This window comes from Shinella sp. WSC3-e, assembly GCF_945994535.1.
Lineage (GTDB): Bacteria > Pseudomonadota > Alphaproteobacteria > Rhizobiales > Rhizobiaceae > Shinella > Shinella yambaruensis.
In genome coordinates this window covers 2,207,953-2,233,463 of the sequence record NZ_OZ000530.1, presented here as the reverse complement: position 1 = coordinate 2,233,463, position 25,511 = coordinate 2,207,953, and the positions used below count along the sequence as shown (strand labels likewise).

At 68.3% G+C, this 25,511-nt stretch carries 21 protein-coding genes and 1 pseudogene; 18 read left to right on the top strand and 4 right to left on the bottom strand.

The window, feature by feature from the left end:
* The first annotated feature begins 162 nt into the window (after positions 1-162).
* The 6 genes from AABF56_RS11015 to AABF56_RS10990 all read left to right on the top strand — a co-directional run bounded on the left by AABF56_RS11015 (position 163) and on the right by AABF56_RS10990 (position 6,805).
* Positions 163-1,704, top strand: a complete 1,542-nt coding sequence (locus tag AABF56_RS11015; RefSeq protein ID WP_272805946.1) for a putative N-acetylmannosamine-6-phosphate 2-epimerase — start codon at positions 163-165, stop codon at positions 1,702-1,704.
* Positions 1,705-1,737: 33 nt separating this feature from the next.
* Entirely contained in the window at positions 1,738-2,904 is a 1,167-nt protein-coding gene (locus tag AABF56_RS11010) for an N-acetylneuraminate epimerase (RefSeq protein ID WP_272805945.1), read from the top strand.
* A 168-nt stretch (positions 2,905-3,072) separates the two neighbouring features.
* The gene (locus AABF56_RS11005) at positions 3,073-4,626 is read left to right on the top strand and encodes an alpha/beta fold hydrolase (RefSeq protein WP_272807491.1); all 1,554 of its coding nucleotides are present in this window, start codon (positions 3,073-3,075) and stop codon (positions 4,624-4,626) included.
* A gap of 133 nt (positions 4,627-4,759) precedes the next feature.
* Positions 4,760-5,239 carry a carboxymuconolactone decarboxylase family protein gene (locus AABF56_RS11000; RefSeq protein WP_272805944.1) on the top strand — a complete coding sequence of 160 codons (480 nt, stop codon included), beginning with the start codon at positions 4,760-4,762 and terminating at the stop codon, positions 5,237-5,239.
* A gap of 49 nt (positions 5,240-5,288) precedes the next feature.
* Positions 5,289-5,648, top strand: a complete 360-nt coding sequence (locus tag AABF56_RS10995; RefSeq protein WP_272805943.1) for a nuclear transport factor 2 family protein — start codon at positions 5,289-5,291, stop codon at positions 5,646-5,648.
* Between the two features lie 296 nt (positions 5,649-5,944).
* Positions 5,945-6,805: an urea carboxylase-associated family protein gene (locus AABF56_RS10990; protein ID WP_244766897.1), complete on the top strand. Its 861-nt coding sequence runs from the start codon at positions 5,945-5,947 to the stop codon at positions 6,803-6,805.
* Positions 6,806-6,854: 49 nt separating this feature from the next.
* Here AABF56_RS10990 and AABF56_RS10985 read toward each other — a convergent pair whose 3' ends face one another.
* Entirely contained in the window at positions 6,855-7,487 is a 633-nt protein-coding gene (locus tag AABF56_RS10985) for a Vgb family protein (RefSeq protein WP_272805942.1), read from the bottom strand.
* Between the two features lie 33 nt (positions 7,488-7,520).
* The gene (locus AABF56_RS10980; RefSeq protein WP_272805941.1) at positions 7,521-8,741 is read right to left on the bottom strand and encodes a helix-turn-helix domain-containing protein; all 1,221 of its coding nucleotides are present in this window, start codon (positions 8,739-8,741) and stop codon (positions 7,521-7,523) included.
* A gap of 86 nt (positions 8,742-8,827) precedes the next feature.
* Between AABF56_RS10980 and AABF56_RS10975 the strand changes: the two genes are divergently transcribed.
* On the top strand, positions 8,828-9,526 hold the full coding sequence (locus tag AABF56_RS10975) for a DUF899 domain-containing protein (protein ID WP_272805940.1): 699 nt from the start codon (positions 8,828-8,830) through the stop codon (positions 9,524-9,526).
* A 45-nt stretch (positions 9,527-9,571) separates the two neighbouring features.
* On the top strand, positions 9,572-10,786 hold the full coding sequence (locus AABF56_RS10970) for an MFS transporter (protein WP_272805939.1): 1,215 nt from the start codon (positions 9,572-9,574) through the stop codon (positions 10,784-10,786).
* Between the two features lie 242 nt (positions 10,787-11,028).
* On the opposite strand, the pseudogene AABF56_RS10965 reads toward AABF56_RS10970, so the two are convergent.
* Positions 11,029-11,220, bottom strand: a pseudogene (locus AABF56_RS10965) (hypothetical protein); the annotation flags it as partial.
* A gap of 42 nt (positions 11,221-11,262) precedes the next feature.
* On the bottom strand, positions 11,263-11,460 hold the full coding sequence (locus AABF56_RS10960) for a hypothetical protein (protein WP_244766892.1): 198 nt from the start codon (positions 11,458-11,460) through the stop codon (positions 11,263-11,265).
* Between the two features lie 578 nt (positions 11,461-12,038).
* Between AABF56_RS10960 and AABF56_RS10955 the strand changes: the two genes are divergently transcribed.
* The 10 genes from AABF56_RS10955 to AABF56_RS10910 all read left to right on the top strand — a co-directional run bounded on the left by AABF56_RS10955 (position 12,039) and on the right by AABF56_RS10910 (position 25,454).
* Positions 12,039-13,058, top strand: coding sequence for an amino acid ABC transporter substrate-binding protein (locus AABF56_RS10955; protein WP_272805938.1), 1,020 nt, complete (start codon positions 12,039-12,041; stop codon positions 13,056-13,058).
* Positions 13,059-13,137: 79 nt separating this feature from the next.
* Positions 13,138-14,286, top strand: coding sequence for an amino acid ABC transporter permease (locus tag AABF56_RS10950; protein WP_272805937.1), 1,149 nt, complete (start codon positions 13,138-13,140; stop codon positions 14,284-14,286).
* Between the two features lies 1 nt (position 14,287).
* Positions 14,288-15,382 (top strand): amino acid ABC transporter permease, encoded by a 1,095-nt coding sequence (locus tag AABF56_RS10945; protein ID WP_272805936.1) that lies wholly within the window; start codon positions 14,288-14,290, stop codon positions 15,380-15,382.
* Positions 15,375-16,817 (top strand): amidohydrolase family protein, encoded by a 1,443-nt coding sequence (locus tag AABF56_RS10940; RefSeq protein WP_272805935.1) that lies wholly within the window; start codon positions 15,375-15,377, stop codon positions 16,815-16,817. The genes AABF56_RS10945 and AABF56_RS10940 overlap by 8 nt, the downstream gene beginning before the upstream one ends.
* Positions 16,818-16,947: 130 nt before the next feature.
* Complete coding sequence (locus tag AABF56_RS10935) at positions 16,948-18,537, top strand: sensor histidine kinase (RefSeq protein WP_272805934.1); 1,590 nt, start codon at positions 16,948-16,950, stop codon at positions 18,535-18,537.
* Positions 18,534-19,130, top strand: a complete 597-nt coding sequence (locus AABF56_RS10930) for a response regulator transcription factor (protein ID WP_244766886.1) — start codon at positions 18,534-18,536, stop codon at positions 19,128-19,130. The genes AABF56_RS10935 and AABF56_RS10930 overlap by 4 nt, the downstream gene beginning before the upstream one ends.
* A gap of 107 nt (positions 19,131-19,237) precedes the next feature.
* A complete protein-coding gene (locus AABF56_RS10925; protein WP_272805933.1) occupies positions 19,238-19,723 on the top strand; it encodes a GlcG/HbpS family heme-binding protein in 486 nt (161 codons plus the stop codon).
* 161 nt (positions 19,724-19,884) lie between these two features.
* Positions 19,885-20,853 (top strand): cellulose biosynthesis protein BcsN, encoded by a 969-nt coding sequence (bcsN, locus tag AABF56_RS10920; RefSeq protein ID WP_272805932.1) that lies wholly within the window; start codon positions 19,885-19,887, stop codon positions 20,851-20,853.
* 81 nt (positions 20,854-20,934) lie between these two features.
* Positions 20,935-23,106 carry a UDP-forming cellulose synthase catalytic subunit gene (gene bcsA, locus AABF56_RS10915; protein ID WP_272805931.1) on the top strand — a complete coding sequence of 724 codons (2,172 nt, stop codon included), beginning with the start codon at positions 20,935-20,937 and terminating at the stop codon, positions 23,104-23,106.
* Positions 23,106-25,454 (top strand): cellulose biosynthesis cyclic di-GMP-binding regulatory protein BcsB, encoded by a 2,349-nt coding sequence (locus tag AABF56_RS10910; RefSeq protein WP_272807490.1) that lies wholly within the window; start codon positions 23,106-23,108, stop codon positions 25,452-25,454. Before bcsA ends, AABF56_RS10910 begins: the two co-directional genes overlap by 1 nt.
* The last annotated feature ends 57 nt before the right edge of the window (positions 25,455-25,511 follow it).

Genomic DNA, 25,511 nt, shown 5'->3' with positions numbered 1-25,511 from the left:
TCAATTGGATATTGAAATTGCCAATAAGCGGTTCACTTCACGGATACTTCAAATCGGTCTCCCGGCGAAGCGCAAACCGCACCGGCCACGCCGCATGGCCCCGCCGACGCGCCTTCAACGACACGGCCCAGCGGGGGCCGCACGGGACAGGGAAGACCCTCGATGCACGACCTCAAGTCCATTCTCGCGCGGTTGAAGGGGAGGCTGATCGTCTCCTGCCAGCCGGTTCCCGCCGGCCCGTTCGACACCGTGGCATCGGTGGTGGCCTATGCGCGGGCCGCCGAAAGCGCCGGCGCGGCCGGATTGCGCATCGAGGGCTGTGCCAATGTCGCTGGCGTCGCCGGGGCGAGCCGGCTGCCGGTCATCGGTCTCGTCAAGCGCGATCTCGACGGCAGCCCCGTGCGCATCACGCCGCTCCTGTCGGATGTCGCGGCGCTTGCCGAGGCGGGTGCCGCCATCATCGCGGTCGATGCGACGGACCGTCCTCGCCCGGTCTCCGTGCCGGCGCTGATCGCCGAGATCAAGCGGCACGGCCGTCTCGCCATGGCCGATATCGCCACGGAGGACGAGGCGCGCGCGGCCCTTGCGGCCGGTGCCGATATCGTCGGCACCACCATGTCGGGCTATGCCGGCCCCGGCCCCGTGCCGAAGGAACCCGACCTCGGCCTCGTGGCCCGCTGCGCCCGGCTCGGCGCGCCGGTCTTCGCCGAAGGGCGCTACAACACCCCGGAAGCGGCGGGCGCGGCCATCCGCGCCGGTGCCGATGCCGTGGTGGTCGGATCGGCGATCACGCGGCCGGAACATGTGACGGCATGGTTCCGGCAGGCGGTCGAGACGGCAGCGCGCCCGCCCGCGCCCGTGCTTGCCTTCGACATCGGCGGCACCAAGACGCTTGCCGCCCTCGTCGAAGGCAGGACGATCCTCGACCGCCGCGTGATACCGACGCCTGCCGTCGTCGGAGGAGACGCCTGGAGCGACGCCATGGCCGGGCTCGTGGCAGGCTGGGGCGGCCGATACGCCCGTGCCGCCGCCGCCGTCACCGGCCTTGTCGCCGGCGGCGCCTGGTCGGCGCTCAACCGGGAGACGCTGGATATCCCGCGGGAGTTTCCGCTTGCCGGCAAACTTGCCGCAATCCTCGGCATGCCCGTCGAGATCCTCAACGACGCCCAGGCCGCGGCCTGGGGCGAATATCGCTTCGGCGCGGGGCAGGGGCGCGACATGGCTTTCCTGACCGTGTCGAGCGGCATCGGCGGCGGGCTCGTCCTTGACGGCCGGCTGCGCCGCGGCGCGCGCGGGCTCGCCGGCAGCCTGGGCCAGCTTCCGGTTGTCCTTCCGGGCGAAAGCGTTCGCCTGGAAACCCTGGCATCGGGCTTCGGCATGGCCCGGGCGGCGCGCGCGGCCGGCCGCAACGGCGATGCGCGAACGGTTCTGGCGGCCGCCGGCGCGGCCGAGGCCTGGGCTGAGGACATTCTCCATACCGCGACGAAGCGGCTCGCCGCTGCCATTGCGGGCCTCCAGGCCATCGTCGATCCCGAGCGGATCGTCATCGGCGGCGGCGTCGGGCTTGCCGATGGTTTCCTCGACGGGCTGCGCGAAGCCCTGCGCGCCCATCCCGAGGTCTTGGTGCCCGAACTCGCCCTGGCGGAACTGGGTGCGGATGCCGGCATCATCGGCGCCGCCGATATCGCGGCGTCGGCGCCGTGAGCGGCAACGGTCTTTGAAGGAGAGGAGAAATGCATGTCTGTTTCCATGCCGACACGATCGCTCCGGGCGGGCTTGGCCGTTCTGGCCCTGTCGACGGGGGCGGCCATGGCCGCTGAAACCTGGCCGGACCTGCCCGCCCCGGTGAAGAACGGCATTGCCGCCCGCGTCGGCGACATGGCCTTTGTCGGCCTCGGCTCGGCCGGAACCGACCTCTACGCCCTCGACCTGTCCGCCCCGGCCGCGGGCTGGCAGAAACGCGCATCCTTTATCGGCCCCGCGACGAACGGCGCGGCCGTCGCCGTTTCCGCGACGACGATCTACCTGTTCAGCGGCAATGGGAAGGCGGCCGAGGACGACCGGTCCCCGATCATCTTCGACACGGTCTATGCCTATGACACGCAATCGGACCGCTGGTCGAAGCGCGGCACGAAGACGCCGGCCGGGCTTTCCGGCGCAAAGGCCGTTTCGCTCGGCGACGGCCGCATCGCCCTTGTCGGCGGCTACAACAAGGCGCTCTTCGACACCTACCTCGCCGAGACCGGCGCCATCGACAAGGAGGCGGATCCGGAAGGCTTCCGGGCACTCGTCGCGTCCTATATGGGCATGGAGCCGAAGGCGTACCGGTGGAACGACAAGCTGCTGGTCTACGACCCTGCCGCCAACCGCTGGGGTTCGCTCGGCGACAATCCGTACCTGCCGAACTGCGACCCCGCTTTGGTGGCGGAGGGCGACGGCCGGTTCCTGGTGATGAGCGGGGAAATCAAGCCCGGCCTGCGCACGCCGGAGGTGAAGCGCGTCGAGATCAAGGGAGCGTCCGCCGTCTGGACGAAGCTTGCCGATCTCCCGCCGGCCCTGCCCGGGCAGCGGCAGGAAGGGGTGGCCGGTGCCTATGCGGGCATCGTCGGCGGCGATGTCCTTCTTGCCGGCGGCGCGAATTTCCCGGGCGCCAGGGCGAATGCGCAGGCCGGCCGCTGGTTCGCGCATGACGGCCTGAAGAAGGGCTGGCGCGACGAGGTCTATGTGCTTGGCGGGACGAGCTGGAAGCTTGCCGGACGGCTGCCGCGCGGTCTTGCCTATGGCGCCTCCTTCGCCGTGCCCGGCGGCCTCCTGATCGCCGGCGGCGAGGACGGCGATGGCATGCCGCGGGCGGACGTCTTCCTGCTCAGGTGGGACGGGCGGAACACGTCGATCGAAAACTGACGGCTCTTCGGAGAAGCGGACGGATCGCAGAACGGTCTTGCCCTCGACCGCGGGCTGTTGCAGTGCCGCCGCCGCCGAATGCCCCCTCGCGATGCGGCGTGCATGGCGGATTTTTCCCGATGGTGTGTTCTGGTAAGGTGTGCATCCCTACGGAGAGGTTTCGTGAAGATGCTCGAAACGCGCTATGCCAGAAGCGGGAACCTCCACATCGCCTATCAGGTCGTCGGCCAGGGCGCACTCGATCTCGTCCTCGTGCCGGGCTTCATCTCCAACCTCGAACTGAACTGGGAAGATCCCGGCTACAGCCGCCTGCTGAAGCGGCTCTCGGCATTTTCACGCGTGATCCAGTTCGACAAGCGCGGCACCGGCCTCTCCGACCCGGTCGATGCCGCCGCGCTGCCCGATATCGAGGCGCGGATGGATGACGTGCGCGCCGTGATGGACGCCGCCGGGAGCGGCCGGGCCGCGATCCTCGGCGTCTCGGAGGGGGTGCCGATGGCGATCCTCTTCGCCGCCGCCTGCCCGGAGCGCACGCGCGCCCTTATCCTCTATGGCGGCTATGCGCATTTCAAGAGCTGGGTGATGGACGAGACGGCGCTCGAGCAATTCATGGGGATGCTGGATGCAGGCTGGGGCAGTGGCGCCACGCTGAAGAGTTTTGCGCCGCGACTGGTGAACGACAAGCGTTTCGCCCCGTGGTGGGCACGCTTCGAGCGCCTGTCGGCAAGCCCTGCCGCCGCGATCTCGCTGGCGCGCATGAATGCCGCGATCGACGTGCGTGGCGCCTTGCCGGCCGTGAACGTTCCGACGCTGCTTATCCATCGCTGCAACGACGCCCATGTCAGCCCCGATGGCAGCCGTTACCTCAAGGCGCGGATCGCCGGTGCCCGGCTGGTCGAGATACCCGGCAGCGACCATCCGGTCTGGACCGGCGACGTTGACCGCATCGCGGACGAGGTCGAGGAGTTCCTGACCGGCGCGCGGCCGGTAACGGAGGCCGACCGCGTGCTTGCCGCCCTTCTGGTGGCGCGTATCGACGGCGCGGAGCGGCTTGCCTCCCGTCTTGGGGATCGGGCATGGTCGAAGTGTACCGAGGATTTTCAGGCCGCGGCCTTCACCGCGGCGGAGCGGCTGGGGGCACGGTGTCTGCGCTGGGACGGCGACCGGCTCGTCGCGCGCTTCGACGGCCCGGCCCGCGCTGCCCGCACGGCGCTCGCGCTGAGGGATGCCGGTGCGGTGCTCGGGCTTGCCCTGGCGCAGGGCGTGCATGTCGGCGAAATCGAGATCGGCGGCGAGACGATGACGGGGCTTGCAGTGCAGGTCACCGAGCGTATCGCGGGCCTGGCCGGATCCGGCGAGATCATGGCCTCCTCGCTTGTGGGGGAGCTGAGCGCCGGCTCGGGCCTGCATTTCGCCGCGCGCGGCGTGATGGAGGTCGAAGGCCGGAGCCATCCGCTGGAGATCGTCCTGGTGGTCGCCGAGCAGCACCTGGAACCCGCAGTGCCGAAGAAAGGCCCCGCACCGTCGCTCGCCGTGCTGACCGCGCGCGAGCGCGAAATCCTCGCCCGCGTCGCCGATGGCATGAGCAACCCCGCGATCGCCGCCATGCTGGTGCTGAGCGAGCACACCGTGAAGCGCCACGTCGCCAACATCCTCACCAAGCTCGACCTTAGCTCGCGCGCCGCGGCGGCGGCATTTTCCGCCGGCCAGAAAGACCGCTGACCGCTGGCCCGGCAGAGCCATGCGCGGCATGGCGCTTTCGGGCGAAGCGGCGCGAACGGCAAGATCCTAGGGTGGCGGCATGCATTCCCCGTGGCGGCGGTCGCCGGAGGGAAGAGCCGAGGGAGACAGGAAAATGACACCGATCAGGACATGCTTGATCTTTGCCGCCGCGTTGACGGCGGGTATCGCGCTTGCCGCGCCGCTGCACGCCGACGACGGCTCGGCGGCCGCCTACAAGGATATCGAGGCGACGCTCGGCCAGGTGCCCGCCATGTTCAAGGCTTTCCCGGCGGTCGGCATTGCCGGCGCCTGGACCGAGTTCAAGTCGCTGCAGCTCAATCCCGATACGGCGCTGGACGGCAAGACGAAGGAGCTGCTCGGGCTGGCCGTGTCGTCGCAGATCCCCTGCCAGTATTGCGTCTACTTCCACACGGCGGCGGCAAAGCTGAACGGCGCGACGGATGAGGAGATCCGCGAGGCGGTGGCGATGGCCTCGATCGTGCGGCACTGGTCGACGGTGCTGAACGGCCTGCAGGTCGATCCGGCGACATTCCGGCAGGAGACGGACGATATCCTCGCCCGCGCCGCCCGGATGGCGAAGACGGCGCCCTAGGCGGCGCTGCAATTCCCATCGCCGCGACAGGCGGCCAAAGGAGGACGACATGCTTCGAACCAAGGCCGTGGATGGCGCGGCGATCAAGCAAGCCATCGAAGGACGCGACGGCAAGATGCTGGCGAGCTTCTATGCCGACGACGCGGTCGTGCGCGTCATCGACCGGAACAACCCGCCGAGCAAGCCGCGCGAGGTGCGCGGCAGGCAGGCGATCGCCACCTTCTGGGACGACATCTGCAGCCGGGCAATGACCCACCAGGTCGATACGACGATCGCCGAGGGCAGCCGACTCGCCTTCACGCAGGCCTGTGCCTATCCGGACGGCACGCGCGTTTTCTGCGCGGCGATCCTCGACCTTTCCGACGGGCTCATCGTCCGCCAGACGGTCGTGCAGGCTTGGGACGAGTAGGCCTGTTGCAAAGGGAGCCCAGGCGACAATGCCTTCGGCGTCCGGAACTGCGCCCTGCAAAGCTGCCTTGCTGCGGCTTGTCGTCGGGCGGGTTTCGCGATGAAGGCCGCCGTCAACCGGGCGCGCGACCAGAATGGCTTCCTCCTCGGCGGCGCGCCAAAGTTCCCCGAAAAAATTCGCATGTATCGCGGCGTGCCACGTCGGAAAGGGCGGCTGACAGGCGGTGCGAAGCGGCTATAGTCGCCGGTGGTTCGCGAGGCCGGGGACGGCGCGGCGACAGGACATGGAGACGAGAGATGAAGCCCACGCCCATCACGGCGGCGCCTGGCGACGCCGCGGCCCGCAAGGCGGTCAAGCCGGTGATCTGCTACCCGGTCGAGACCCTGCCGCGCCCCGACCTTGCCGCCTATCGCGCGCTCCGCGACGATCTGGCGCTCGTCGAGACGGTCGTCGTGCCGCCGCGCGAGGCGGCGACCTGGTCGGTGCCGGCGGGGCATTTCTGCCGCATCGTCTGCAGCGAGGGGCCGCAGGTGGGAGACCTCAACCTCTTCAATGCCAATGACCTGAAGGAGCGGCTCTATACGGGCAAAACGCGGGCGCTCGCCGGCACCCATGTCGGCCTCGGCGACCAGCTCTTCTCCAATTTCCCCTATCTGCGCCCCATCGCGACCATCACGCACGATACGCTCGACTGGTACGGCTTCGACGCGTTCGGCGGCGCGGTGCATGACGTGATCGGCACGCGGTGCGATCCCTATACGCACAACCTGCTCAGCCATGGCGGGCAGTATCACCATTGCTGCCACTCGAACCTCACCCGCGCTTTCGCCGCGAAGACGGGCATGGCGCCGCGCGAGGCCGAGACCTATGTGCACGACGTGCTGAACGTCTTCATGTGCACCGGCTTCACGCGCGATACGGGCCAGTATTTCATGAAGGCGAGCCCGGTGCGGCCGGACGATTATCTGGAGTTCTTCGCCGAGATCGACCTTCTCGGCTGCATGTCGGCCTGCCCGGGCGGGGATTGCTCGGCGCAGCATTCCTCCGACACGGCGGCGTGTTATCCGATGGTCGTGGAGATCTACAAGCCGAAGGCTTTGCCGGAAGGCTGGGCGCCGCCGCCGGTCAACGGCTACGACGGCACCCACGGGCTCTAGCCGAAGCGGCATGGCTTCGGCGCCGGACAATGCGGCGGTAGCAAGACGCTCAGCGCGGGCGGCGGATGGCGCGGATCTTTCCGCTGTTGCCGCCGCCGCAGAAGAAGCGGTCGGCACCGTCGGATTCGAGGCCCGATACGCCGGTGCCCGCCGGCATGACGATGGTGTCGAGCACGGCGCCGGTCTCCGGGTCGAGATGGCGCAGGTCGCTTTCCTCGCCCTCCCAGGTGCCGTGCCACAGTTCGCCGTCCACCCAGGTGACGCCCGTCACCATGCGGTTGCTCTGGATGGTGCGCAGGACGGCGCCGGTTTCCGGGTCGATCTCATGGATCTGCCGGCTGCGGTATTCGCCGACCCAGAGCGAGCCTTCCGCCCAGGTGAGGCCGGAATCGCCGCCATTGCCGGGCGCGGGGATGGTGGAGACGATCGCGCCGGAGGCGGGGTCGATCTTGTGGATGCGGTCTTCCGCGATCTGGAAGAGGTGGCGGCCGTCATAGGCGGTGCCGGCATGGGCCGAGAGGTCGATCGTGCGCAGCACGCGGCCGTCGTCCGGGTCCAGGGCATTGACCTTGTCGCCGGAGGCGAACCAGACGGCCTTGCCGTCGAAGGTGACGCCGTGGACCTGCTCCACGCCGGGGAAGGGGCCGTATTCGCGCAGGATGTCTGCCTTGGAAGTGGTCATCTCAATCTCCTTTGGATCGTTGATGGGACGATCCTAATCGCCCGGCAGCGGACCCGGGAGTAACAAGAGTGTCGAGAAAGCGCCGGGCGTCGGCGTCAGCCAGCGCCGGCCGCGGCCGCGGCCGATCGCCTGCACCCTGCCGTCCGCGCAGAGCTGTTCGAGGGCGCGCTGCACGGTGCGCGCGCTGGTGCCGAGCGCGATGGCGAGCGCCGAGCTCGACCAGGCCTCGCCATCGGCAAAGAGCGCCAGCACGTCGGCATGGGGTTCGTCACGCGGTGGCGCCAGCACGGCGACGGTCCGTCCGTCACGCGGCACCAGCAGGAAACCGTCCCGCGTGGCGGTGATCTCGGCGAGGGCTTCCAGTTCGGCCCGCAGCCGGCCCGTCTCCACGCGCAGCCGGGCGCGGTGGGACTCGTCTGCCTGCCGGGCGCGGAAGGCGCGCAGCAGCAGGCTTTCCCGGCTGGCGTCACCGGGAAAGGCCTCGGCGAGCGTGCGCAGAAGCGCGAACAGGATCGGCCGCGTGGCCAGCGAGACGGTGGTCTCGCCGCAGCGCACGACGTGGCGGCAGGCATCGACCACCAGCCTGTCGGTCGCCAGCAGCGTCTCGACCTCATGGGGAAGGAGAGGGCGCTCCCCGCTATCCGCGATCGCGCGCGCAGCCGGCCTTTGCAGGACCGTCGCGGCGTCCTCCACCTCCTGGATCAGGGCGGGGATGCCGGCCTGCCGGGCGGCGGCTGCGGCGCGCGTGAAGGCCTCGCGGGCCGTCGCCGTGTGCAGCCGGCGGATCGCGATGCCGGCGGCGGCGAGCGCGTGCGCGGCCCGAAGCGGCGGGGGCAGGGGGACGGGATCGATCGCGGCCAGGAGCGCGGCGGCATCGGCGAGCCTGCCGATCAGCAGCAGGCGACGGACGGCGAGCATCCGGGCATGGGCGGCGTTCAGCCGGTCGCCATGGGCGGCGAGCGTCGCCTCGGCGGCGGAAAGCGCCTTCACCGGCCAGGTGAGATCACGCGAGACGAGGGCGATTTCCGCCTCGGCGACGACGCAGCGCGCCCGCGCCACCGCCTCGCGCGGGCCGAAGGCGCGGGCGGCGCTCTTCAGCAGCGCCTTCGCGCGGTCGAGATCGCCGAGCTGCGCCATGGCGATGCCGCGCAGCGCCAGTGCCGGGGCGTCGTCGCGCAGCGCCACGCGGTTCAGCGCGCCGAGCGGATCGCCGGTGGCGAGCGCCCGGGCGGCGGCGGTGATCATCGAGTCCATTGAATTCCCGTCACATTTGTAACTCCCGCTTTTCCGCGACTGGCGCTTAATCTCGGTGCATCGATAGAGAAGAAAGGCGTTTCACGATGCGCAATCAAGTCGTTTCCCATGAGAATTGGCTGAAAGCCCGCCTGGAGCTGCTGGCCGCGGAAAAGGCCTTCACCCGCCAGCGCGAGGCGCTGACCCGCCGCCGCATGGCGATGCCCTGGGAACGGGTGGAGAAGGCCTACCGTTTCGAGGGGCCGGATGGCGGCCTGACGCTGGAGGATCTTTTCGCCGGGCGCTCCCAGCTCCTCGTCTATCACTTCATGCTCGGGCCCGACTGGCAGGAAGGCTGCAAGTCCTGTTCCTTCTGGGCCGACAACTTCAACGGCATCCCGGTCCATCTTGCCCGGCGCGACGTGACCTTCACGGCGGTCTCGCGCGCGCCGCTGGAAAAGATCGAATCCTACCGGCGGCGCATGGGCTGGAGCTTTCCGTGGGTGTCCTCGGGCGGCAGCGACTTCAACTTCGACTACCAGGCCTCCGCGACACCGGAGGAACTGGCGGCGGGGCGCGCCTACTACAATTTCGCGATTTGTTCGAACACGGTGTCGGAAATGGTCGGCGTCAGCGTCTTTTACAGGAGCGGGCCGGGCGAGGTGTACCACACCTATTCCTGCTACGCGCGCGGCGTCGAGATGGTGAACGGTGCCTATCACTTCCTCGACCTCGTGCCGAAGGGCCGCGACGAGGACGGCCTTCGCTATCCTATGGAATGGGTAAGGCGGCACGATCAGTATTGATTTGGGCGCGGCCCCGGCCAGCCGGCGGCCGCAGAGGAGATGACAATGATCCATACGCATTATCGCTGGGTGATCGTCGCCGCGGGCGGCCTCCTCGGCTGCATCGCCATCGGCGCGATGTTCTCGCTGCCGGTCTTCCTGTTGCCGATCGCCAGGGATACCGGCTGGTCGGTGACCGGCATTTCCACCGCCATGACCGTCGGCTTTCTCGCCATGGTCTTTGCCAGCATGGTCTGGGGCGGCCTTTCGGACCGCTGGGGGCCGCGGCCGGTCGTGCTGTCGGGCTCGGTGCTCCTGGCGGCGAGCCTGCTTGCGGCGAGCCTCGCGCCGTCGCTCCTTGCCTTCCAGTTCGTCTTCGGCCTGGTGGCGGGGGTGGCGGTCGCCGCGGTCTTCGCGCCGATGATGGCCTGTGTGACGGGATGGTTCGATACGCATAGGAGCCTTGCCGTCTCGCTCGTCTCGGCCGGCATGGGCATGGCGCCGATGACCATGTCGCCCTTCGCCGCCTGGCTCGTCACCTTCAACGACTGGCGCAGCGCGATGCAGATCATCGCGCTCCTCGTCGCCGTCGTGATGATCCCGGCATCCCTGCTGGTGCGGCGCGCGCCGGCGCTGGAGGTGGGCGGCGAGGGCCTTGCCGCGTCCGACGAGCCACAGGCCGGCATGACGACGCGCGATATCCTGAAGACGCCGCAGTTCATCATCCTGTGCCTGACGAACTTCTTCTGCTGCGCCACCCATTCCGGGCCGATCTTCCACACGGTGAGCTATGCCATCACCTGCGGCATTCCGATGATCGCCGCCGTCTCGATCTACAGCATCGAGGGGCTCGCGGGCATGGGCGGCCGGGTCGTCTTCGGTCTTCTCGGCGACCGGTTCGGCGCCAAGCACATCCTCGTGCTCGGCCTTTTCGCGCAGGCCTTCGGCGCGCTCGCCTATGTCTTCACCGGTGGGCTTGCCTCCTTCTACGTCGTGGCGGGCCTGTTCGGCTTCATCTATGCCGGCGTCATGCCGCTCTATGCGGTGATCGCGCGGGAAAACTTCCCGCTGCGCATGATGGGCACCGTCATCGGCGGCACGGCCATGGCCAGCAGCCTCGGCATGGCGCTGGGGCCGGTCGCCGGCGGGCTGATCTACGACACCTTCGCCAGCTATACCTGGCTCTATGTCGGCTCGTGGGGCATCGGCCTCGGCGCCTTCCTGATCGCCATGACGTTCAAGCCGGTGCCGAAGGCGCGCGAGGCGCTGGCGGCGGCCTGAACGGTCGGGGTGCATCGTACGCTCGGTCCTCAGGGGTCAACCCCGGGAAATGGACGAAAACCAGTGCCCATCCCTTCTCCTCGCCGGGGAGAAGGGATGGGCGGCGATGCAGAGGTGGTGCGGACAGCTTTGCCCTATGCCGCTCCGGAAGGGTCGCCGATCGGCATCAGGGCGGGGTTCGTCGCCTGCTTCCGCTCGATCCTTTCTTCCTCGGTCTTAGCGGCATCGTCCGGCGGGTCGTCGCGGGTCTTGCCGGCATCGCGCAGTTTCTCCCGGGACGGGTCGGCATTGTTTTCCCCATGGGCGTCCCGGTCGCGATCCGGATCGTCCTTGGCGGGAAGGTAGCCACGCGGGCGCGTCGCCTCGGGGCCTTCCCAGCGGGGGGATTGCTCGGTGGTGCCGGGGGCACCGCTCTGTGGCTTTCCAATGGTCACGGTCGGCTCCTTTATTACTCCGGGGGCTTGTTCCGGCGCGTCTCAGAAATTCAGGAACTGCGCCGGGTTCTCGCGGGCGCGCATGAGCAGGTCCAGCTCCCGTTTCGAGGGACCGAACTTGTCGTAGAGGCGCTTGGCCTCCTGCGCCGGCAGGTCATAGGCCGCGCGAAAGGTTTCTATCGTGTAGCGCTCCCCCGACAGCCTGCGGTGGTCGGGAAACAGCTTGGATTGGTCCGGCATGGGCGATCACGCTCAATCGTCTTCGACCCTGCTCCAACCGGCAAGGGGAGCGATTGTTCCGGTGGAAAGAGGAAAAAATCGGGTGCATCCGGGAGCGTCGCGGAAGGGGCTTTCGCGATAGCGTAAGCCCCGCCTGCGGGGGAGTGGAGATGCGTGTTGCGGAAAGCTGCCGCGCCGACGCGAAACAGCGACGAGGCCGGAACATTCGCGTTCCGGCCTCGTCGTCCGGGAGAAATCCAAGCGGGAGATCCGACCACGGATGTCCGACGAAGATTGTATAATTAAATATCCGAAAAACTGTATCGCCTGATAGCTTTGTCGGTACGCCCTGACCCCTTCTGCGGCGTGAGATGCGCCCCTGGAAGCGTGCGAAACGGCAGTTAATGTCCAACGTACATGGCTTCATACCCAAAGTACATGGCCGATTTCCCGGGATTGTCGACATTCCATATCGGGAACTGTTGATGATGTGTTTTTTGCATTGTACACAATAATTGCGATCCGGAAGATCGCGATGGGGCGGTGCCGCTGGAGGGCGGCGCCGGCCGCATCCAACGATACCCAATGGGAGGGGAAGCATGAAGCAGGCACTTCTTTCGATCTGCGCGGCCGCGCTCGGACTGACCATGGCCGGCCAGGCCTCGGCCGCCGGCACGCTCGAAACCGTCAAGGCGCGCGGCAAGCTGGTCTGCGGCGTCTCGCTGGCGACGCCGGGTTTCGCGGCACCCGATGACAAGGGCCGCATGCAGGGTTTCGACGCCGATATCTGCCGCTCGATCGCCGCCGCGGTCTTCGGCGACGGCGACAAGGTCGAGTTCGTCCCGACCAACATCAACACGCGCTTCCAGGCGCTGCAGTCCGGCGAGATCGACGTCCTGTCGCGCCAGACGACCCACACCTTCTCGCGCGATGCCTCGCTCGGTCTCGATTTCGGCCCGACGGTCTTCTATGACGGCCAGGGCCTGATGGTGGCGAAGTCGCTCGGCGTTGCCAGCGCCAAGGAGCTGACGGAAGCGGCGATCTGCACCCTGCCGGGCACCACGACGGCGCAGAACATTTCCGACTTCTTCCGCGCGATCAACGGCAAGTTCGAGCTCGTCGTCTTCGAAAGCCCGGACGAGAACCGTGCGGCCTTCTATTCCGGCCGCTGCGAGGCGATCACCTCCGACCGGTCCGACCTTGCCTCGATCCGCGCCGTCGCCAACAACCCGGACGACTATGTGGTCCTGCCGGAAACCATCTCCAAGGAGCCGCTGGCGCCGGCCTTCCGCCAGAACGATTCCAACTGGGGCGACATCGTCTCCTGGTCGGTCTGGCTGCTGATGGCCGCCGAGGAGAAGGGCATCACCCAGGCGAATGTCGACGAGATGCTGAAGAGCGAGGACCCGGACGTGCAGCGCATGCTCGGCGCCACGGAAGAGCTCGGCAAGATGCTCGGCCTCGACAACAACTGGGGCCACAGCATCATCAAGAGCGTGGGCAACTATGGCGAAGTGTTCGAGCGCAATCTCGGCGAGGGCACCAGGCTCGGCCTGACGCGCGGCCCCAACGCGCTGTGGAACGCCGGCGGCCTGATCTATTCGCCGCCGATCCGCTGATCGCTTTCAAGCGCTCACCCGGGCGCGCGCATGGCGGTGCGTGCGCCCGTCCCCTTTTTGTTCTTAGCGGTGGGGATTCATGGCTTTCCTGCACGACACGCGCTTTCGCGCCTTCTTCTACCAGGTCGTCGCGATCGGCGCCGTGATCCTCGTCGGCTGGACGATGTTCTCGACGGCGAGCGGCAACCTCGCCAAGCAGAACATCGCGACCGGCTTCGACTTCCTGACTCGGCCCGCCGGCTTCGTCATCACCGAGGCCGCCATCGCCTTCGAGGCGACCGACACGGTCGGCCGGGCCATCCTCGTCGGCATCGCCAACACGGTGAAGGTGTCGCTGCTCGCCGCCATCTTCGGCACGCTCCTCGGGCTTGCGGTGGGCATCGCGCGCATGTCGCGCAATCCGCTGCTGGCGCGTCTTGCGCTCGTCTATGTCGAGCTTCTGCGCAATGTGCCGCTGCTCCTCTATCTCTTCCTCTGGTATTCGCTGATCATCCTCATCCTGCCGCCGGTCAGGCAGGCGCTGAACCTCCTGCCGGGTGTCTATCTCTCCAACAGCGGCCTTGTCGTGCCGGCGGCCCTGGTCGAAAGCGGCGGCGGCGCGCTGCTCGCCTGCCTCCTCGGCGGCGCGGCGGCGGCGTTCGCCATCCGCCGGGTTTCCATGCGCAAGCGTGTCGCGACGGGCCGGTCGAACCACGGCGGGCTCATCGCCACGGCCGCCTTCGTGCTGCCGGCCCTGCTGCTCTGGCTTGCGGGCGGCGTCGGCATAAGCTGGGATTTCCCGACGGCCGGAAAATTCCGCCTGACGGGCGGGCTGCATGTGCGACCGGAATTCGTGGCGCTGCTCTTCGGCCTTGCGCTCAGCGTCTCGGCCAATGTCGCGGAGATCGTGCGCGCCGGCATCCAGGCGGTCAATAAGGGCCAATGGGAGGCCGCGGCCGCGCTCGGCCTTGCCCGCGGCAAGACCATGCGGCTCGTCGTGCTGCCGCAGGCGCTGCGCATCATCATCCCGCCGCTCACCAACACCTATCTCACCGTTTTCAAGAACAGCTCGCTCGCCATCGCCATCGGCTATCCGGACCTCGTCATGGTCTCCAACACGGTGATGAACCAGACTGGCCAGGCAATCGAGACGATCGCGATCTTCATGGGCGTCTACCTTGCCCTGTCGATCGCCATCTCGCTGCTGATGAACTGGTACAATGCGCATGTCGCGCTGAAGGAGCGCTGAGATGGCCGACGTCCAGACCCTTGCTTTGGCGCCGCCGCAGCCGGCACCGGCGGCCCCGCGCCTCGGCAGGCTTTCCGCCTATTTCGGCACGCCCGGCAACACGCTCGTCAGCGTGCTGTCCATCGCCGCCATCGTCTTCATCGCCAAGCTCGCCTTCGGCTGGCTGGTGGTCGATGCGGTGTTCTCCGGCAATGGCGAGACCTGCAAGGCGGCAAGCGGCGCCTGCTGGCCGTTCGTCGCGCAGAAGCTGCGCTACATGCTGTTCGGCTTCTATCCCTATGACGAACAGTGGCGGCCGATGCTGGCGCTGCTGCTGCTCTTCGCCGCCTTCCTCGTTTCCATGATGCCGCGCTTCTGGAGCCGGGGCCTGCTTCTCGCCTGGATCCTCGCCATCCTGCCGGTGCTCTACATCCTGATGGCCGGCGGCGTCTTCGGCCTGACGCCCGTCGCGACGACGAGCTGGGGCGGCCTGCCGCTCTCCTTCATGCTCTCCTTCGTCGGGCTGACGCTCGCCATGCCGCTCGGCATCGTGCTGGCGCTGGCGCGCGCTTCCAACCTGCCGGCGATCCGCGTTCTCGCCGTCGGCTTCATCGAGATCGTGCGCGGCGTGCCGCTGATCAGCATCCTCTTCATGGCGACGGTCATGCTGCCGCTGTTCATGCCAGACGGCGTCACCATCGACAAATTGCTGCGCGCGCAGGTGGCGATCATCCTCTTCGCCTCTGCCTATATCGCCGAGATCGTGCGCGGCGGCCTGCAGGACGTGCCCGCCGGGCAATACGAGGCGGGATCCTCGCTCGGGCTGCACTACTGGCAGGTCATGCGCAAGATCGTGCTGCCGCAGGCGCTCAAGAAGGTCATCCCGCCGATGGTCGGCCTCTTCATCGGCTTCTTCCAGGATACGACGCTCGTCACCATCGTCGGCCTCGTCGATTTCCTCGATACGGTGCGCTCGGCCATCCGCGATCCGCAATGGCAGGGCATCGCCGTGCTCGAAGGCTATCTCGTCGCCGCCGCCGTCTACTTCACCTTCAGTGCCCTGATGGGCGCCTATAGCCGCTTCCTCGAAAAGCATTTTCGGACGACCCATGCCTGATACGATCACCGTCATCCGCAACGCCCATACCGTCATCGCCTATGATGCGGCCCGCGGCGGCCATGCCTATCTCCACGATGCGGACGTCGCCTTCGATGCGGCCGGCTTCGTCCATGTCGGCGGGCGCTACGAGGGGCCGTTCACGGCGGAAATCTCCGGCCGCGACCGCATGGTCATGCCGGGCCTCGTCAACGTGCACTGCCATTCCGGCGAGGAGCCGGTCTCCAAGAGCCTGTTCGAGGATGCCGGCACGGCCGCCCTCTGGGGCCAGGCGATGTACGAATATTCGACGCTGATCGAAATAAGCGACGATGCGGTCGAGGCCGCGCTCACCGTCATGCTCGGCGATCTCCTGCGCAGCGGCGTCACCACCTTCGTCGACATTGCCGGCCCGCATGCCTGCTGGCTGCCGACGCTCGCAAGGAGCGGCGCGCGCGCCTATGTCGCCCCGGGTTTCCGCGAGGCGGCCTGGCATGTCGAGGACAGCCACCGGCTCGATTTCCGCTGGGACGCCGCGCGCGGCCGCGACGCCTTCGCCCGGGCGCTGGAGACGGTCGATGCCGCCCGCGCGCATCCCTCGGGCCGGCTCGGCGGCATCGTCGCCCCGGCGCAGGTCGAGACCTGCTCGCCGGACCTGTTGCAGGCGGCGGCGGAGGCGGCGCGCATCCGCGGCGTGCCGATCACCGTGCATGCCGCGCAGACCATGGCCGAGCACGAGGAGCTCGTGCGCCGCCACGGCCTCACCGCCGTCGCCTATCTCGAAAGCCTCGGCCTTCTCGGGCCGGACCTCATCCTCGGGCACTGCATCTTCATCGACAGCCACGCCTGGACGCGCCAGCGCACGGCGGCCGACCTCGACCGGCTCGCCGCCAGCGGGACGAGCGTCGCCCATTGCCCGGTCACCTTCTCGCGCAGCGGCATGGTGCTGCAATCGCTCGGCCGCTACCGGCAGGCGGGCGTCAACGTGGCGATCGGCACGGACAGCTATCCGTTCAACATGCTGGAGGAGATGCGCATGGCGATGATCTGCGCCCGCATCGCCGGCGGCTCGGTCTTCGACGTCGATACCGCCGCGGTCTTCGAGGCGGCCACGCTATCAGGTGCCAGGGCCCTCGGGCGCAGCGACATCGGCCGCATCGCCCGCGGCGCGAAGGCGGATTTTTCGCTGGTCGACCTCAGGCACCCCGGCATGCAGCCGCTCTACGATCCGCTGCGCAACCTCCTGCACTGCGCCGCCGAACGCGCCGTGGCCGCCGTCTATGTCGACGGCGCCTGCGTCATGCGGGAGGACCGCCCGACGCTGGTCGACTACGACGGCGCGCTGGCCGAGCTGCAGGCGGTGCAGGATTTCGCGGTGCGCCGCCTTCCGGCGAACGATCCGCGCGGCCGGCCCGCCACGACGCTCGCACCGCTGTCGCTGCCGGTTCTGTCCTGACGCGATCCGGGGAAATCTCTGTCTGGAGCGCAGGTCGGCTCCGGGCCGATATCCGTGGTGCTGCGGATCGCCAAGGCGCGGGCGAGGCCCTATGATGGTCCTCCCGATCCCTGACGCGGCTTCATCCCGGATGCGTGCACGCCCGACCTTTCTCCGTTCCTCGGCCGCCCTTGCCGGCGGCTGGCTGCTGCTCGTCGCCGCCTTCGGCCTCTATTCGGCCGAAAGCCACCGGCAGGCGCTGGAGCTGGACGTCTCCGAGAGCGGCCGCGCGCTGCAAAGGGCGGTCTCGCAGCGCGTCGCCCAGCACGATGCCCACCTGACGAGCCTCAGTGCCCTCGGGCTTGCGCAGGCGCAGCCGTCGGAGGATTTCGATCTCGTTGCAAAATCCATCCTGCGCTTCTATCCGCGCATCGTCGCGATCGACCTTATCCGCCTGATGCCGCGCGAGGGGGCGAGCGTCGTGAGTTCGGCGACATCCGCCGATGGCGCGACGGCGAGCCCCGAAGAGGTCTCGAAGGCCGTGGCGGCGCTGGCGGCCGGCAAGGCCGTCTACGGCGGGGATGCGCGGCCCGGCCACTACCGCCTGATGAAGCGCATGAACGACACGATGGCCGTCAGCCTCGATATCGACGGGGCAAGGCTCGTCGAGGACGAGGAACTGCCGCGCTGGGCCCTGCTCCGGCTGGCGACGGGGGAGGGCACGCTGCTGGAGATGGGGGCGGCGCAGCCCGCGGGTTCGGGCTTCCTCGCCCGCACCATCCGCTTCGAGGCGCCGATCGCCAGCGCCACGCAGCCGCTGCGCCTTTCGCTGCAACGCCATGTCACGCTGGCGGCGCTTCTTCCACCGCTGCCGCTTGCCCTCTTCGCAGCAATCTCGCTCGCCGGGCTTGTGCTCGTGCGCTCGCTGCTGCGCCACCGGCAGGAGGCGGCGCTGGCGCGGGAGGCGGCGGAGGCGGCTGCGCGGCGAGAGGCGCTGCGCCAGCACGAGACGAAGCTTGCCCATGCGCTGCGCATCAACAGCATAGGCGAAATGGCCTCGGGCATCGCCCATGAACTGACCCAGCCGCTGACGGCGCTGCTCAGCCAGAGCCAGGCGGGCCGGCGCATCGCGGCGGCGGCCGGCCTCAAGGATACGCCGATCGACGGCGTGCTTGCCGCCAATGTGCTGCAGGCCAAACGCGCGGCCGATATCCTGGTGCGCCTGCGCGCCTATGTCGGCAAGAGCGCGCCGGAGGCCGGCGTGCACGACCTCTCGCGCCACGTCGCCGATATCGTCGCGCTGTCGCGCATCGACCTCGACCGGCGCGGCATCGCGCTCGACGTCGACCTGCCGGAGGCCCCGGCGCTGGCGCGGGTCGATCCGGTGGAGATCGAGCAGGTCATCCACAACCTCATCCGCAATGCCGCCGACGCGGTGGGCGAGGCGGGGCGGACGGACGGGCGGGTGCGTGTGGCGCTCACGTCCTATGCGGCCGGCCATGCGATCCACGTTAGCGACAACGGCACCGGCATTGCGCCGGATATCCTGCCGCGGCTGTTCGAGCCGTTCTTCTCCGGCAAGCCGGACGGCATGGGGCTCGGGCTCAGCCTGTGCGAAAGCATCGTCGAGCGTTTCGACGGCAGCATTTCGGCGGAAAACGCGGCGGCGGGCGGCGCGGTCTTCACCGTGCGGCTGCCGGCGGCGGACGGCTTCGAGGAACGGGAAGAGGCAGCGGAATGACGATGGCGCCGGTCTATCTGGTCGATGACGACGAGGGGGTGCGCAGCGCGCTGTCGCTGCTGCTCGGCACCTACGGCATCCGCATCGAGACCTTCGGCGATCCCACCGCGTTCCTCGCCCGCGCGCCGAAGCTCAAGCCCGGCGTGCTGCTTCTCGATCTGCGCATGCCGGCGATCACGGGCCTGCAACTGCACGAGAAGCTCGCCGCCATCGGCTGCGACTGGCCGACGATCATCTGCACCGGCCATGGCGACGTGCACGCCTGCCGCCGCGCCTTCAAGGCCGGCGTCGTCGATTTCCTGACCAAGCCCATCGACGAGCAGGTACTGGTCGAGGCGCTGCAGCAGGCCTCCGGTGCGCTGGACGTGCATGCGGAGCGGGCCGAGGCGGCGAAACTGGTGGCGCAGCTTACCGACCGCGAGCGCGAGGTGCTGGACATGGTGGGGCGCGGCTGGTCGACGAAGGAGATCGCCGAAGCCCTGCAGCTCTCGCCCCGCACGGTCGATACGCACCGGGCCAACATCGCCCAGAAGCTCGGCACGACCTCGGTCGCGGAATTCGCGCGCCTTTCGCTGATCGGGCAGGCTCCGTAGTCCTACCGACCCCGCTCCGTCCGTCCACCGATACCGCGAAAGCCGGAAATCTCCGAAAAGAGGGCCGTCGCCGCCAACGAGACCGAGCGGCCCAGATGGAGATAGACATGAAGACCTTCGTTGCCGCCGCCTTCGCCGCCCTCACGCTTGCCGGCGCCGCCCAGGCTGAAATCCTCACCGAGCGCAACATGCCGCTCGACATCGCCGTCGAGGCGGCCGACGCTGCCGTGAAGGCCTGCGCTGCCAAGAAGTTCAACGTATCGGTCGCCGTCGTCGACCGCGCCGGCGTCACCCGCGCGGTCCTGCGTGCCGACCGCGCCGGCCCGCACACGCTCGACAGCGCCGTCCGCAAGGCCTACACCGCCGCGTCCATGCGCACGCCGACCCAGACGATCGCCGAAAATGTCGGCAAGAACCCGGCCGCTGCCCAGCTCGTTTCGATCGAGGGCCTGCTGGTGCTTGCCGGCGGCGTGCCGGTCAAGGCGGGTGAAGAGACGATCGGCGGCATCGGCGTCGGCGGCGCGCCGAGCGGCGATATCGACGACGAATGCGCCCGCGCCGGCATCGAGGCCGTCAGCGCCAAGCTGAAGTAGGACGCCGTCCACGTGACGGAAAAGCCCCGGCATCGTGCGGATGCCGGGGCTTCTTGCCGTTCGGGCGGCCAAAGATGCCGCTTGCCCGAAGCTGATGCCGGCAGCGCCATGGCTGGATATGGGGGATTCCTATTCGCGCCCGGGCGAAATATGAGTGCTGCATGGATGATTCGGCGGCGATTCGTTTTTCCGGTCGTGGCGGCAGGGTGTTTCAGAGGAGCCTCCTGCTTGCGGCCTGCACGGCAGCAGCGCTGGCTGCCGGCTGCGCGGCGCGACCGGGCGCCGGTATCGCGACGCTTTCCACCACCGTTCCGGCGTCGAGCGCGCTGGTGCTGCCCGGTCCGGGCACGCTGTCGATCGTCAGCGTGATCCAGCGGCAATATACCAATGCGGTCGAGCAGCAGATCGCGCTGTCCACCTCGGCGGCGACGCCCGGCCAGAACTTCATCAGCATCCAGGCCTTCGGCCCGGTGGAGACGACGGTGATGCCCGGCGGCACGCTGGCCTTCAAGCCGGTGCAGCATTCGGCGATCCGAAGCGAGATCCGCGCCGCGCTGCCCGGCCGCGCGCTGGCGATCTCGCCGAATTTCGTGCGCAACAGCTACGGGCCGTTCGGCTACGCCTACGGGCGCGGCGCGGGCGACGATGGCTGCCTCTATGGCTGGCAGCAGATCCGCGCGGACGAGGCGGACCGCGACAAGCTCAACAGCTACGGCTCCATCCAGATCCGCCTGCGCGTCTGCCAGTCCAGTGCGGGCGAGAAGGAACTGGTCGAGATGATGTACGGCTACACCATCGTCGGCGGCTTTTCCGGCGCGACCTGGAACCCCTACGGCACGCCGGCTGCGGTCGACAGCGGGATTGGCGGCGGCGAGCCGCTGCGGGTCGCGATCGAGGAGCGCAAGGCGCCGATCACGACCGTCGTGGAGACCGGTACGCGCGTGCCGGCTGCCCGCCGCCAGACGGACAGGAAACCTGTCGAACGGCGCACCGAGACGCTCGACAGGGGCGATGCCGTCATCGTGCCGTCGCCGACCGGCGGCACCGTCTCAGGAACGGAAGGGGAGGCCGTCGTGGTGCCGTCACCCGTTTGCATTACATCGTCCTCCGGGTCGACAACCTGCAATTGAAGTCCGGCGCCTAATTTTTCCTTAACATAATGGGGCGTAAGGTCCCGGGTTGGAACGCGCTATGACGGCGAAGGACGGCGTATGAGACATATCGGCACGATCATCCTGTGGGCACTGGTCTCCGCCCTGGTGATCCTCGTGATCACGCTGCCCATCAACCTGCAGACCCAGCTCATCGCCAGCATCGCGGTGGTTACCTTCATGGCGGTGATCAAGGTGCTGCGCGCCGAGGGCATCTGGCGGCTGATCGCGCTCGCCTTCGGCACAGCCGTCGTGCTGCGCTATGTCTACTGGCGCACCACCAGCACGCTGCCGCCGCTGAACCAGCTGGAGAACTTCATACCGGGCTTCCTGCTCTATCTCGCCGAGATGTACAGCGTGATGATGCTGGCGCTCAGCCTCTTCGTCGTCGCCATGCCGCTGCCGCCGCGCAAGAGCCGCGTTGCCGAGGAGGGCCGGCTGCCGACGGTCGACATCTTCGTGCCGAGCTACAACGAGGACACCGGCCTCCTCGCCAACACGCTCGCCGCCGCCAAGGCGATGGACTATCCGGCGGACAAGCTCACGGTCTGGCTGCTCGACGACGGCGGCACGGAGCAGAAGCGCAATGCGGCGGCGGTGATCGAGGCGCAGGTGGCCGAAGCCCGCCACCGCGAGCTCCAGGCGCTCTGCCGCGACCTCGGCGTCAACTACCTGACCCGCGCCCGCAACGAGCATGCCAAGGCCGGCAACATGAACAACGGCATGCAGCACTCGACCGGCGAGCTGATCGCCGTCTTCGACGCGGACCATGCGCCGGCCCGCGATTTCCTGCGCGAGACGGTGGGCTACTTCGCCGACGACCAGAAGCTCTTCCTCGTCCAGACGCCGCATTTCTTCCTCAACCCGGATCCGCTGGAGCGGAACCTGCGCACCTTCGAGACGATGCCGAGCGAGAACGAGATGTTCTACGGCATCATCCAGCGCGGCCTCGACAAGTGGAACGCCGCCTTCTTCTGCGGCTCGGCCGCCGTGCTGCGGCGCACCGCGCTCAACGAGGCGGGCGGCTTTTCCGGCCTCTCGATCACCGAGGACTGCGAGACGGCGCTGGCGCTGCATTCGCGCGGCTGGAACAGCGTCTATGTCGACAAGCCGCTGATTGCCGGCCTGCAGCCCGCCACCTTCGCCAGCTTCATCGGCCAGCGCAGCCGCTGGGCGCAGGGCATGATGCAGATCCTGCGCTTCCGCTTCCCGCTGTTCAAGCGCGGCCTCTCGCTGCCGCAGCGGCTCTGCTACATGTCGTCGATGCTGTTCTGGCTGTTTCCCTTCCCGCGCACGATCTTCCTCTTCGCGCCGCTGTTCTACCTGTTCTTCGACCTGGAAATCTTCACGGCCTCCGGCGGCGAGTTCCTCGGCTACACGCTCGCCTACATGCTCGTGAACCTGATGATGCAGAACTATCTCTACGGTTCGTTCCGCTGGCCCTGGATCTCCGAGCTCTACGAATATGTGCAGAGCGTGCATCTCCTGCCCGCCGTCGTCTCGGTCATGCTCAACCCGACCAAGCCGACCTTCAAGGTGACCGCGAAGGACGAGTCGATCCGCGAATCGCGGCTTTCGGAGATCAGCCGGCCGTTCTTCGTCATCTTCGCCGTGCTGTTCGTCGCCTTCCTGATGAGCATCTACCGCTTCTATTCCGAGCCCTACAAGGCCGACGTCACCTTCGTCGTCGGCGGCTGGAACCTGCTCAACCTCATCATCGCGGGTTGCGCGCTCGGCGTCGTCTCGGAGCGCAGCGAAAGGGCGGCGAGCCGGCGCGTGACGGTCAAGCGCCGCTGCACCTTCATCGTCGACGGGCGGGAATATCCCTCGACCCTGGAGAATGTCTCGGCCAACGGCGCGCGCGTGCAGGTCTTCGGGCTGGAGCCGGACCTGGCGAAGGACGCGCGCTGCGCGCTGCGCTTCACGCCCTACGGTGCCGGGCAGGAGGAAGTCCTGCCGGTCGATGTGCGCAATGTCGAAAACCTCGGCAGCGTGATCGCCGTCGGCTGCCGCTTCATGCCGGAAGTGGCGCGGCACCATTCGCTCGTCGCCGACCTGATCTTCGCGAATTCCAACCAGTGGAGTGATTTCCAGGTCTCGCGCCGCTACAATCCGGGCCTGTTCCGCGGCTCGCTGTGGTTCCTCGGCATTGCCGTCTACCAGACCAGCCGCGGGCTGCTCTATCTCGCGCGCAGCTTTGGCGGCGGACGCAAGAAGGAGGCTGCCTCGTGATGCTCCTGCCCGTCAGGGCCGCGCTTTGCGGCCTCGTCTTCTCGCTCTCCGCGTCCGTCGCCTTCGCGCAGGATACGTCCGTGCCCTTCGACATGTCCGGCGAGCGCGATCCGGCCGTCGAGAAGACGCCGGCGGTGGAGGAGACCACCCCCGCGGTGCGGGAAACCAGGCAGCCGGAGAAGAAGGCGGCGACCCCCGACCTTTCCACGCGGCGCTACATCGTTCCCGCAAAGTCGCTGCTTCTGGAAGGGGAGGTCGCAAGCCAGTCCTTCCCGCTCTTCCTCACCCCGCAGCAGGCGGGCAGCGCGACCACGATCAATCTCGGCTATTCCAACGCCGTCGTCGTGGCGCCGGAATCCTCCCGGCTCACCGTCGTCGTCAATGACGTGGTGGTGGGCGAGGTGCCGGTCCAGTCCGCGGAAGGCATCAAGGACGTGCGCTTCGACCTGCCGGCGGGCCTCCTGCGCCCCGGCGTCAACCGGGTGACCTTCAATGCCGCGCACCGCCACCGCACCGACTGCACGATCCGCTCGACCTATGACCTGTGGACGTCGCTCGACCCGGCCCGCACCTACCTGACGGTGCCGCGCGACACGAGCGGCCGCCTCCTGACGACCGACGACATCGCGGCCATCGGCCTCGGGCCGACGGGGCAGACGAAGTTCGTCATGGTCGTGCCGGAAATGGGCCAGCCCGTCGCCACCAATGCGCTGATGCGGCTGAGCCAGGGGCTCGCGCTGATGGCGAAGATGCCGAACCAGACCTTCGACCTTACGGATGCGCTGCCGCCGACGGCGGGGGCCGGGGAACTGACGGTGCTGGTCGGCACGGCCGGCAATCTGGCGGCGCTGCTGCCGGGCCTGCCCGCGACGGCGCGCTCCTCGGCCGTCGCCACCTTCGTCGATGCGCCGGACGGCGACCGCAAGGTCTTCGTCGTCAGCGGGCCGGACTGGCCGTCGATCGAAGGCGCGGTGGAAGGCATGGTCTCGCCCATCGACCGGCCGCTCAGCGTGACACGCGAAGCCCTCAGCGTGCGCCAGCGCAACGGCGCGGATATGCCGCTCATCCTGGGAGAGACGTCGCCGACCTTCGCCTCGCTCGGCGTGCGCACCGGCGAATTCAGCGGCCGGCGCTATCGGACCGGCTTCGACATCGGCATTCCCTCGGATTTCTATGCGGATGCCTATGGCGAGGCGACGCTGCTGCTCGATGCGGCCTATTCGCCGGAGGTGCTGCCGGGCAGCCATATCGACATCTATGTGAACGGCAACATCGCGACGACGGTGCCGATCACCAGCCGCAACGGCGGCGTCTTCCGCCATCTGCCGATCCGCGTGACCATGCGGCATTTCCGGCCCGGGCCGAACCGCATCGACATCGAGACCGCGCTCCTGACCGAGGCGGACAAGATCTGCGCGCCGGGCTCCAGCGCAAGCGAGGAGCCGCGCTTCGCGCTGTTCGATTCCTCCGAGTTCCGCATGCCGCGTTTTGCCCGCGTCGCGCAGCTCCCCAGCCTTGCCGCCCTGTCGGGCACGGGCTTCCCCTACAATCGCCAGGTCGATCCGGTGGCGCTCTATCTCGACCGCCTCGACGCGGACACCCTGTCGACCAGCGCGACCTTCCTCGGCAAGATGGCGGTCTCGAGCGGGCGCGCGCTGCAGGTCCGCCCGGAATCCTCGGCGCTCGCCATCGGCGAACGCAATGCCATCCTGGTGGGCACGATCTCGCAGCTTCCCCCGCTCGTGCTCGGCCAGACGCATATCGCCGCCGAAAGCGCGTCCGCCTGGGGCGGGCCGGCCGATGGCGGCGCGCAGCACGGCGCGACCCAGGACGCCATAGACGAGTGGCAGTCGCGCGTGCGCGGCGGCTCCTGGCGCGGGCAGATTTCCGCGCTGGAAGCCTGGCTGCAGGAGACCTTCGACATCCCGCTCTCCTCGCTGCGCCTGCTGCCCGGCGAAGAGCCGCTCGTGGCACCGGGCGATACGGCGCGCTTCCTCGTCGCGCAGGGCGACAGCCCCGACGAAGGCGCGACCTGGACCGTGCTCTCCGCGCCGACCGGGGCCGACCTCAAGGCCGGCATGGTGGCGATCGCGCAGGACGAACGCTGGCAGCAGCTCGACGGCTATGTCAGCCTGGACAGCAAGGACGCGGACGCGCTCGACACGCGCCCGGTCAGCCGAACCCGCTTCGTTGCGACGCAGCCCTGGACCTTCTCCAACATGCGGCTCGTCGCCGCGAACTGGCTGTCCTCCAACATCCTCGCCTATGCGGTGGTGTTCTGCATCCTGTCGATCCTGCTCGGCATCGCCACGTCCGGCCTCCTGCGCCGCTTCGGCAGGGAAGTCTGATCGCGCCTGTTTACCGACGGTTAACCCTATCGGGGTTTTATCACGACTGGTTGGCTC

What these genes read in the sequence shown, in the direction of transcription:
- AABF56_RS11015 (WP_272805946.1), top strand. Translation starts at nt 163, where the DNA reads ATGCACGACCTCAAGTCCATTCTCGCGCGGTTGAAGGGGAGGCTGATC.
- AABF56_RS11010 (WP_272805945.1), top strand. Translation starts at nt 1,738, where the DNA reads ATGTCTGTTTCCATGCCGACACGATCGCTCCGGGCGGGCTTGGCCGTT.
- AABF56_RS11005 (WP_272807491.1), top strand. Translation starts at nt 3,073, where the DNA reads ATGCTCGAAACGCGCTATGCCAGAAGCGGGAACCTCCACATCGCCTAT.
- AABF56_RS11000 (WP_272805944.1), top strand. Translation starts at nt 4,760, where the DNA reads ATGACACCGATCAGGACATGCTTGATCTTTGCCGCCGCGTTGACGGCG.
- AABF56_RS10995 (WP_272805943.1), top strand. Translation starts at nt 5,289, where the DNA reads ATGCTTCGAACCAAGGCCGTGGATGGCGCGGCGATCAAGCAAGCCATC.
- AABF56_RS10990 (WP_244766897.1), top strand. Translation starts at nt 5,945, where the DNA reads ATGAAGCCCACGCCCATCACGGCGGCGCCTGGCGACGCCGCGGCCCGC.
- AABF56_RS10985 (WP_272805942.1), bottom strand. Translation starts at nt 7,487, where the DNA reads ATGACCACTTCCAAGGCAGACATCCTGCGCGAATACGGCCCCTTCCCC.
- AABF56_RS10980 (WP_272805941.1), bottom strand. Translation starts at nt 8,741, where the DNA reads ATGGACTCGATGATCACCGCCGCCGCCCGGGCGCTCGCCACCGGCGAT.
- AABF56_RS10975 (WP_272805940.1), top strand. Translation starts at nt 8,828, where the DNA reads ATGCGCAATCAAGTCGTTTCCCATGAGAATTGGCTGAAAGCCCGCCTG.
- AABF56_RS10970 (WP_272805939.1), top strand. Translation starts at nt 9,572, where the DNA reads ATGATCCATACGCATTATCGCTGGGTGATCGTCGCCGCGGGCGGCCTC.
- AABF56_RS10960 (WP_244766892.1), bottom strand. Translation starts at nt 11,460, where the DNA reads ATGCCGGACCAATCCAAGCTGTTTCCCGACCACCGCAGGCTGTCGGGG.
- AABF56_RS10955 (WP_272805938.1), top strand. Translation starts at nt 12,039, where the DNA reads ATGAAGCAGGCACTTCTTTCGATCTGCGCGGCCGCGCTCGGACTGACC.
- AABF56_RS10950 (WP_272805937.1), top strand. Translation starts at nt 13,138, where the DNA reads ATGGCTTTCCTGCACGACACGCGCTTTCGCGCCTTCTTCTACCAGGTC.
- AABF56_RS10945 (WP_272805936.1), top strand. Translation starts at nt 14,288, where the DNA reads ATGGCCGACGTCCAGACCCTTGCTTTGGCGCCGCCGCAGCCGGCACCG.
- AABF56_RS10940 (WP_272805935.1), top strand. Translation starts at nt 15,375, where the DNA reads ATGCCTGATACGATCACCGTCATCCGCAACGCCCATACCGTCATCGCC.
- AABF56_RS10935 (WP_272805934.1), top strand. Translation starts at nt 16,948, where the DNA reads ATGCGTGCACGCCCGACCTTTCTCCGTTCCTCGGCCGCCCTTGCCGGC.
- AABF56_RS10930 (WP_244766886.1), top strand. Translation starts at nt 18,534, where the DNA reads ATGACGATGGCGCCGGTCTATCTGGTCGATGACGACGAGGGGGTGCGC.
- AABF56_RS10925 (WP_272805933.1), top strand. Translation starts at nt 19,238, where the DNA reads ATGAAGACCTTCGTTGCCGCCGCCTTCGCCGCCCTCACGCTTGCCGGC.
- bcsN (WP_272805932.1), top strand. Translation starts at nt 19,885, where the DNA reads ATGGATGATTCGGCGGCGATTCGTTTTTCCGGTCGTGGCGGCAGGGTG.
- bcsA (WP_272805931.1), top strand. Translation starts at nt 20,935, where the DNA reads ATGAGACATATCGGCACGATCATCCTGTGGGCACTGGTCTCCGCCCTG.
- AABF56_RS10910 (WP_272807490.1), top strand. Translation starts at nt 23,106, where the DNA reads ATGCTCCTGCCCGTCAGGGCCGCGCTTTGCGGCCTCGTCTTCTCGCTC.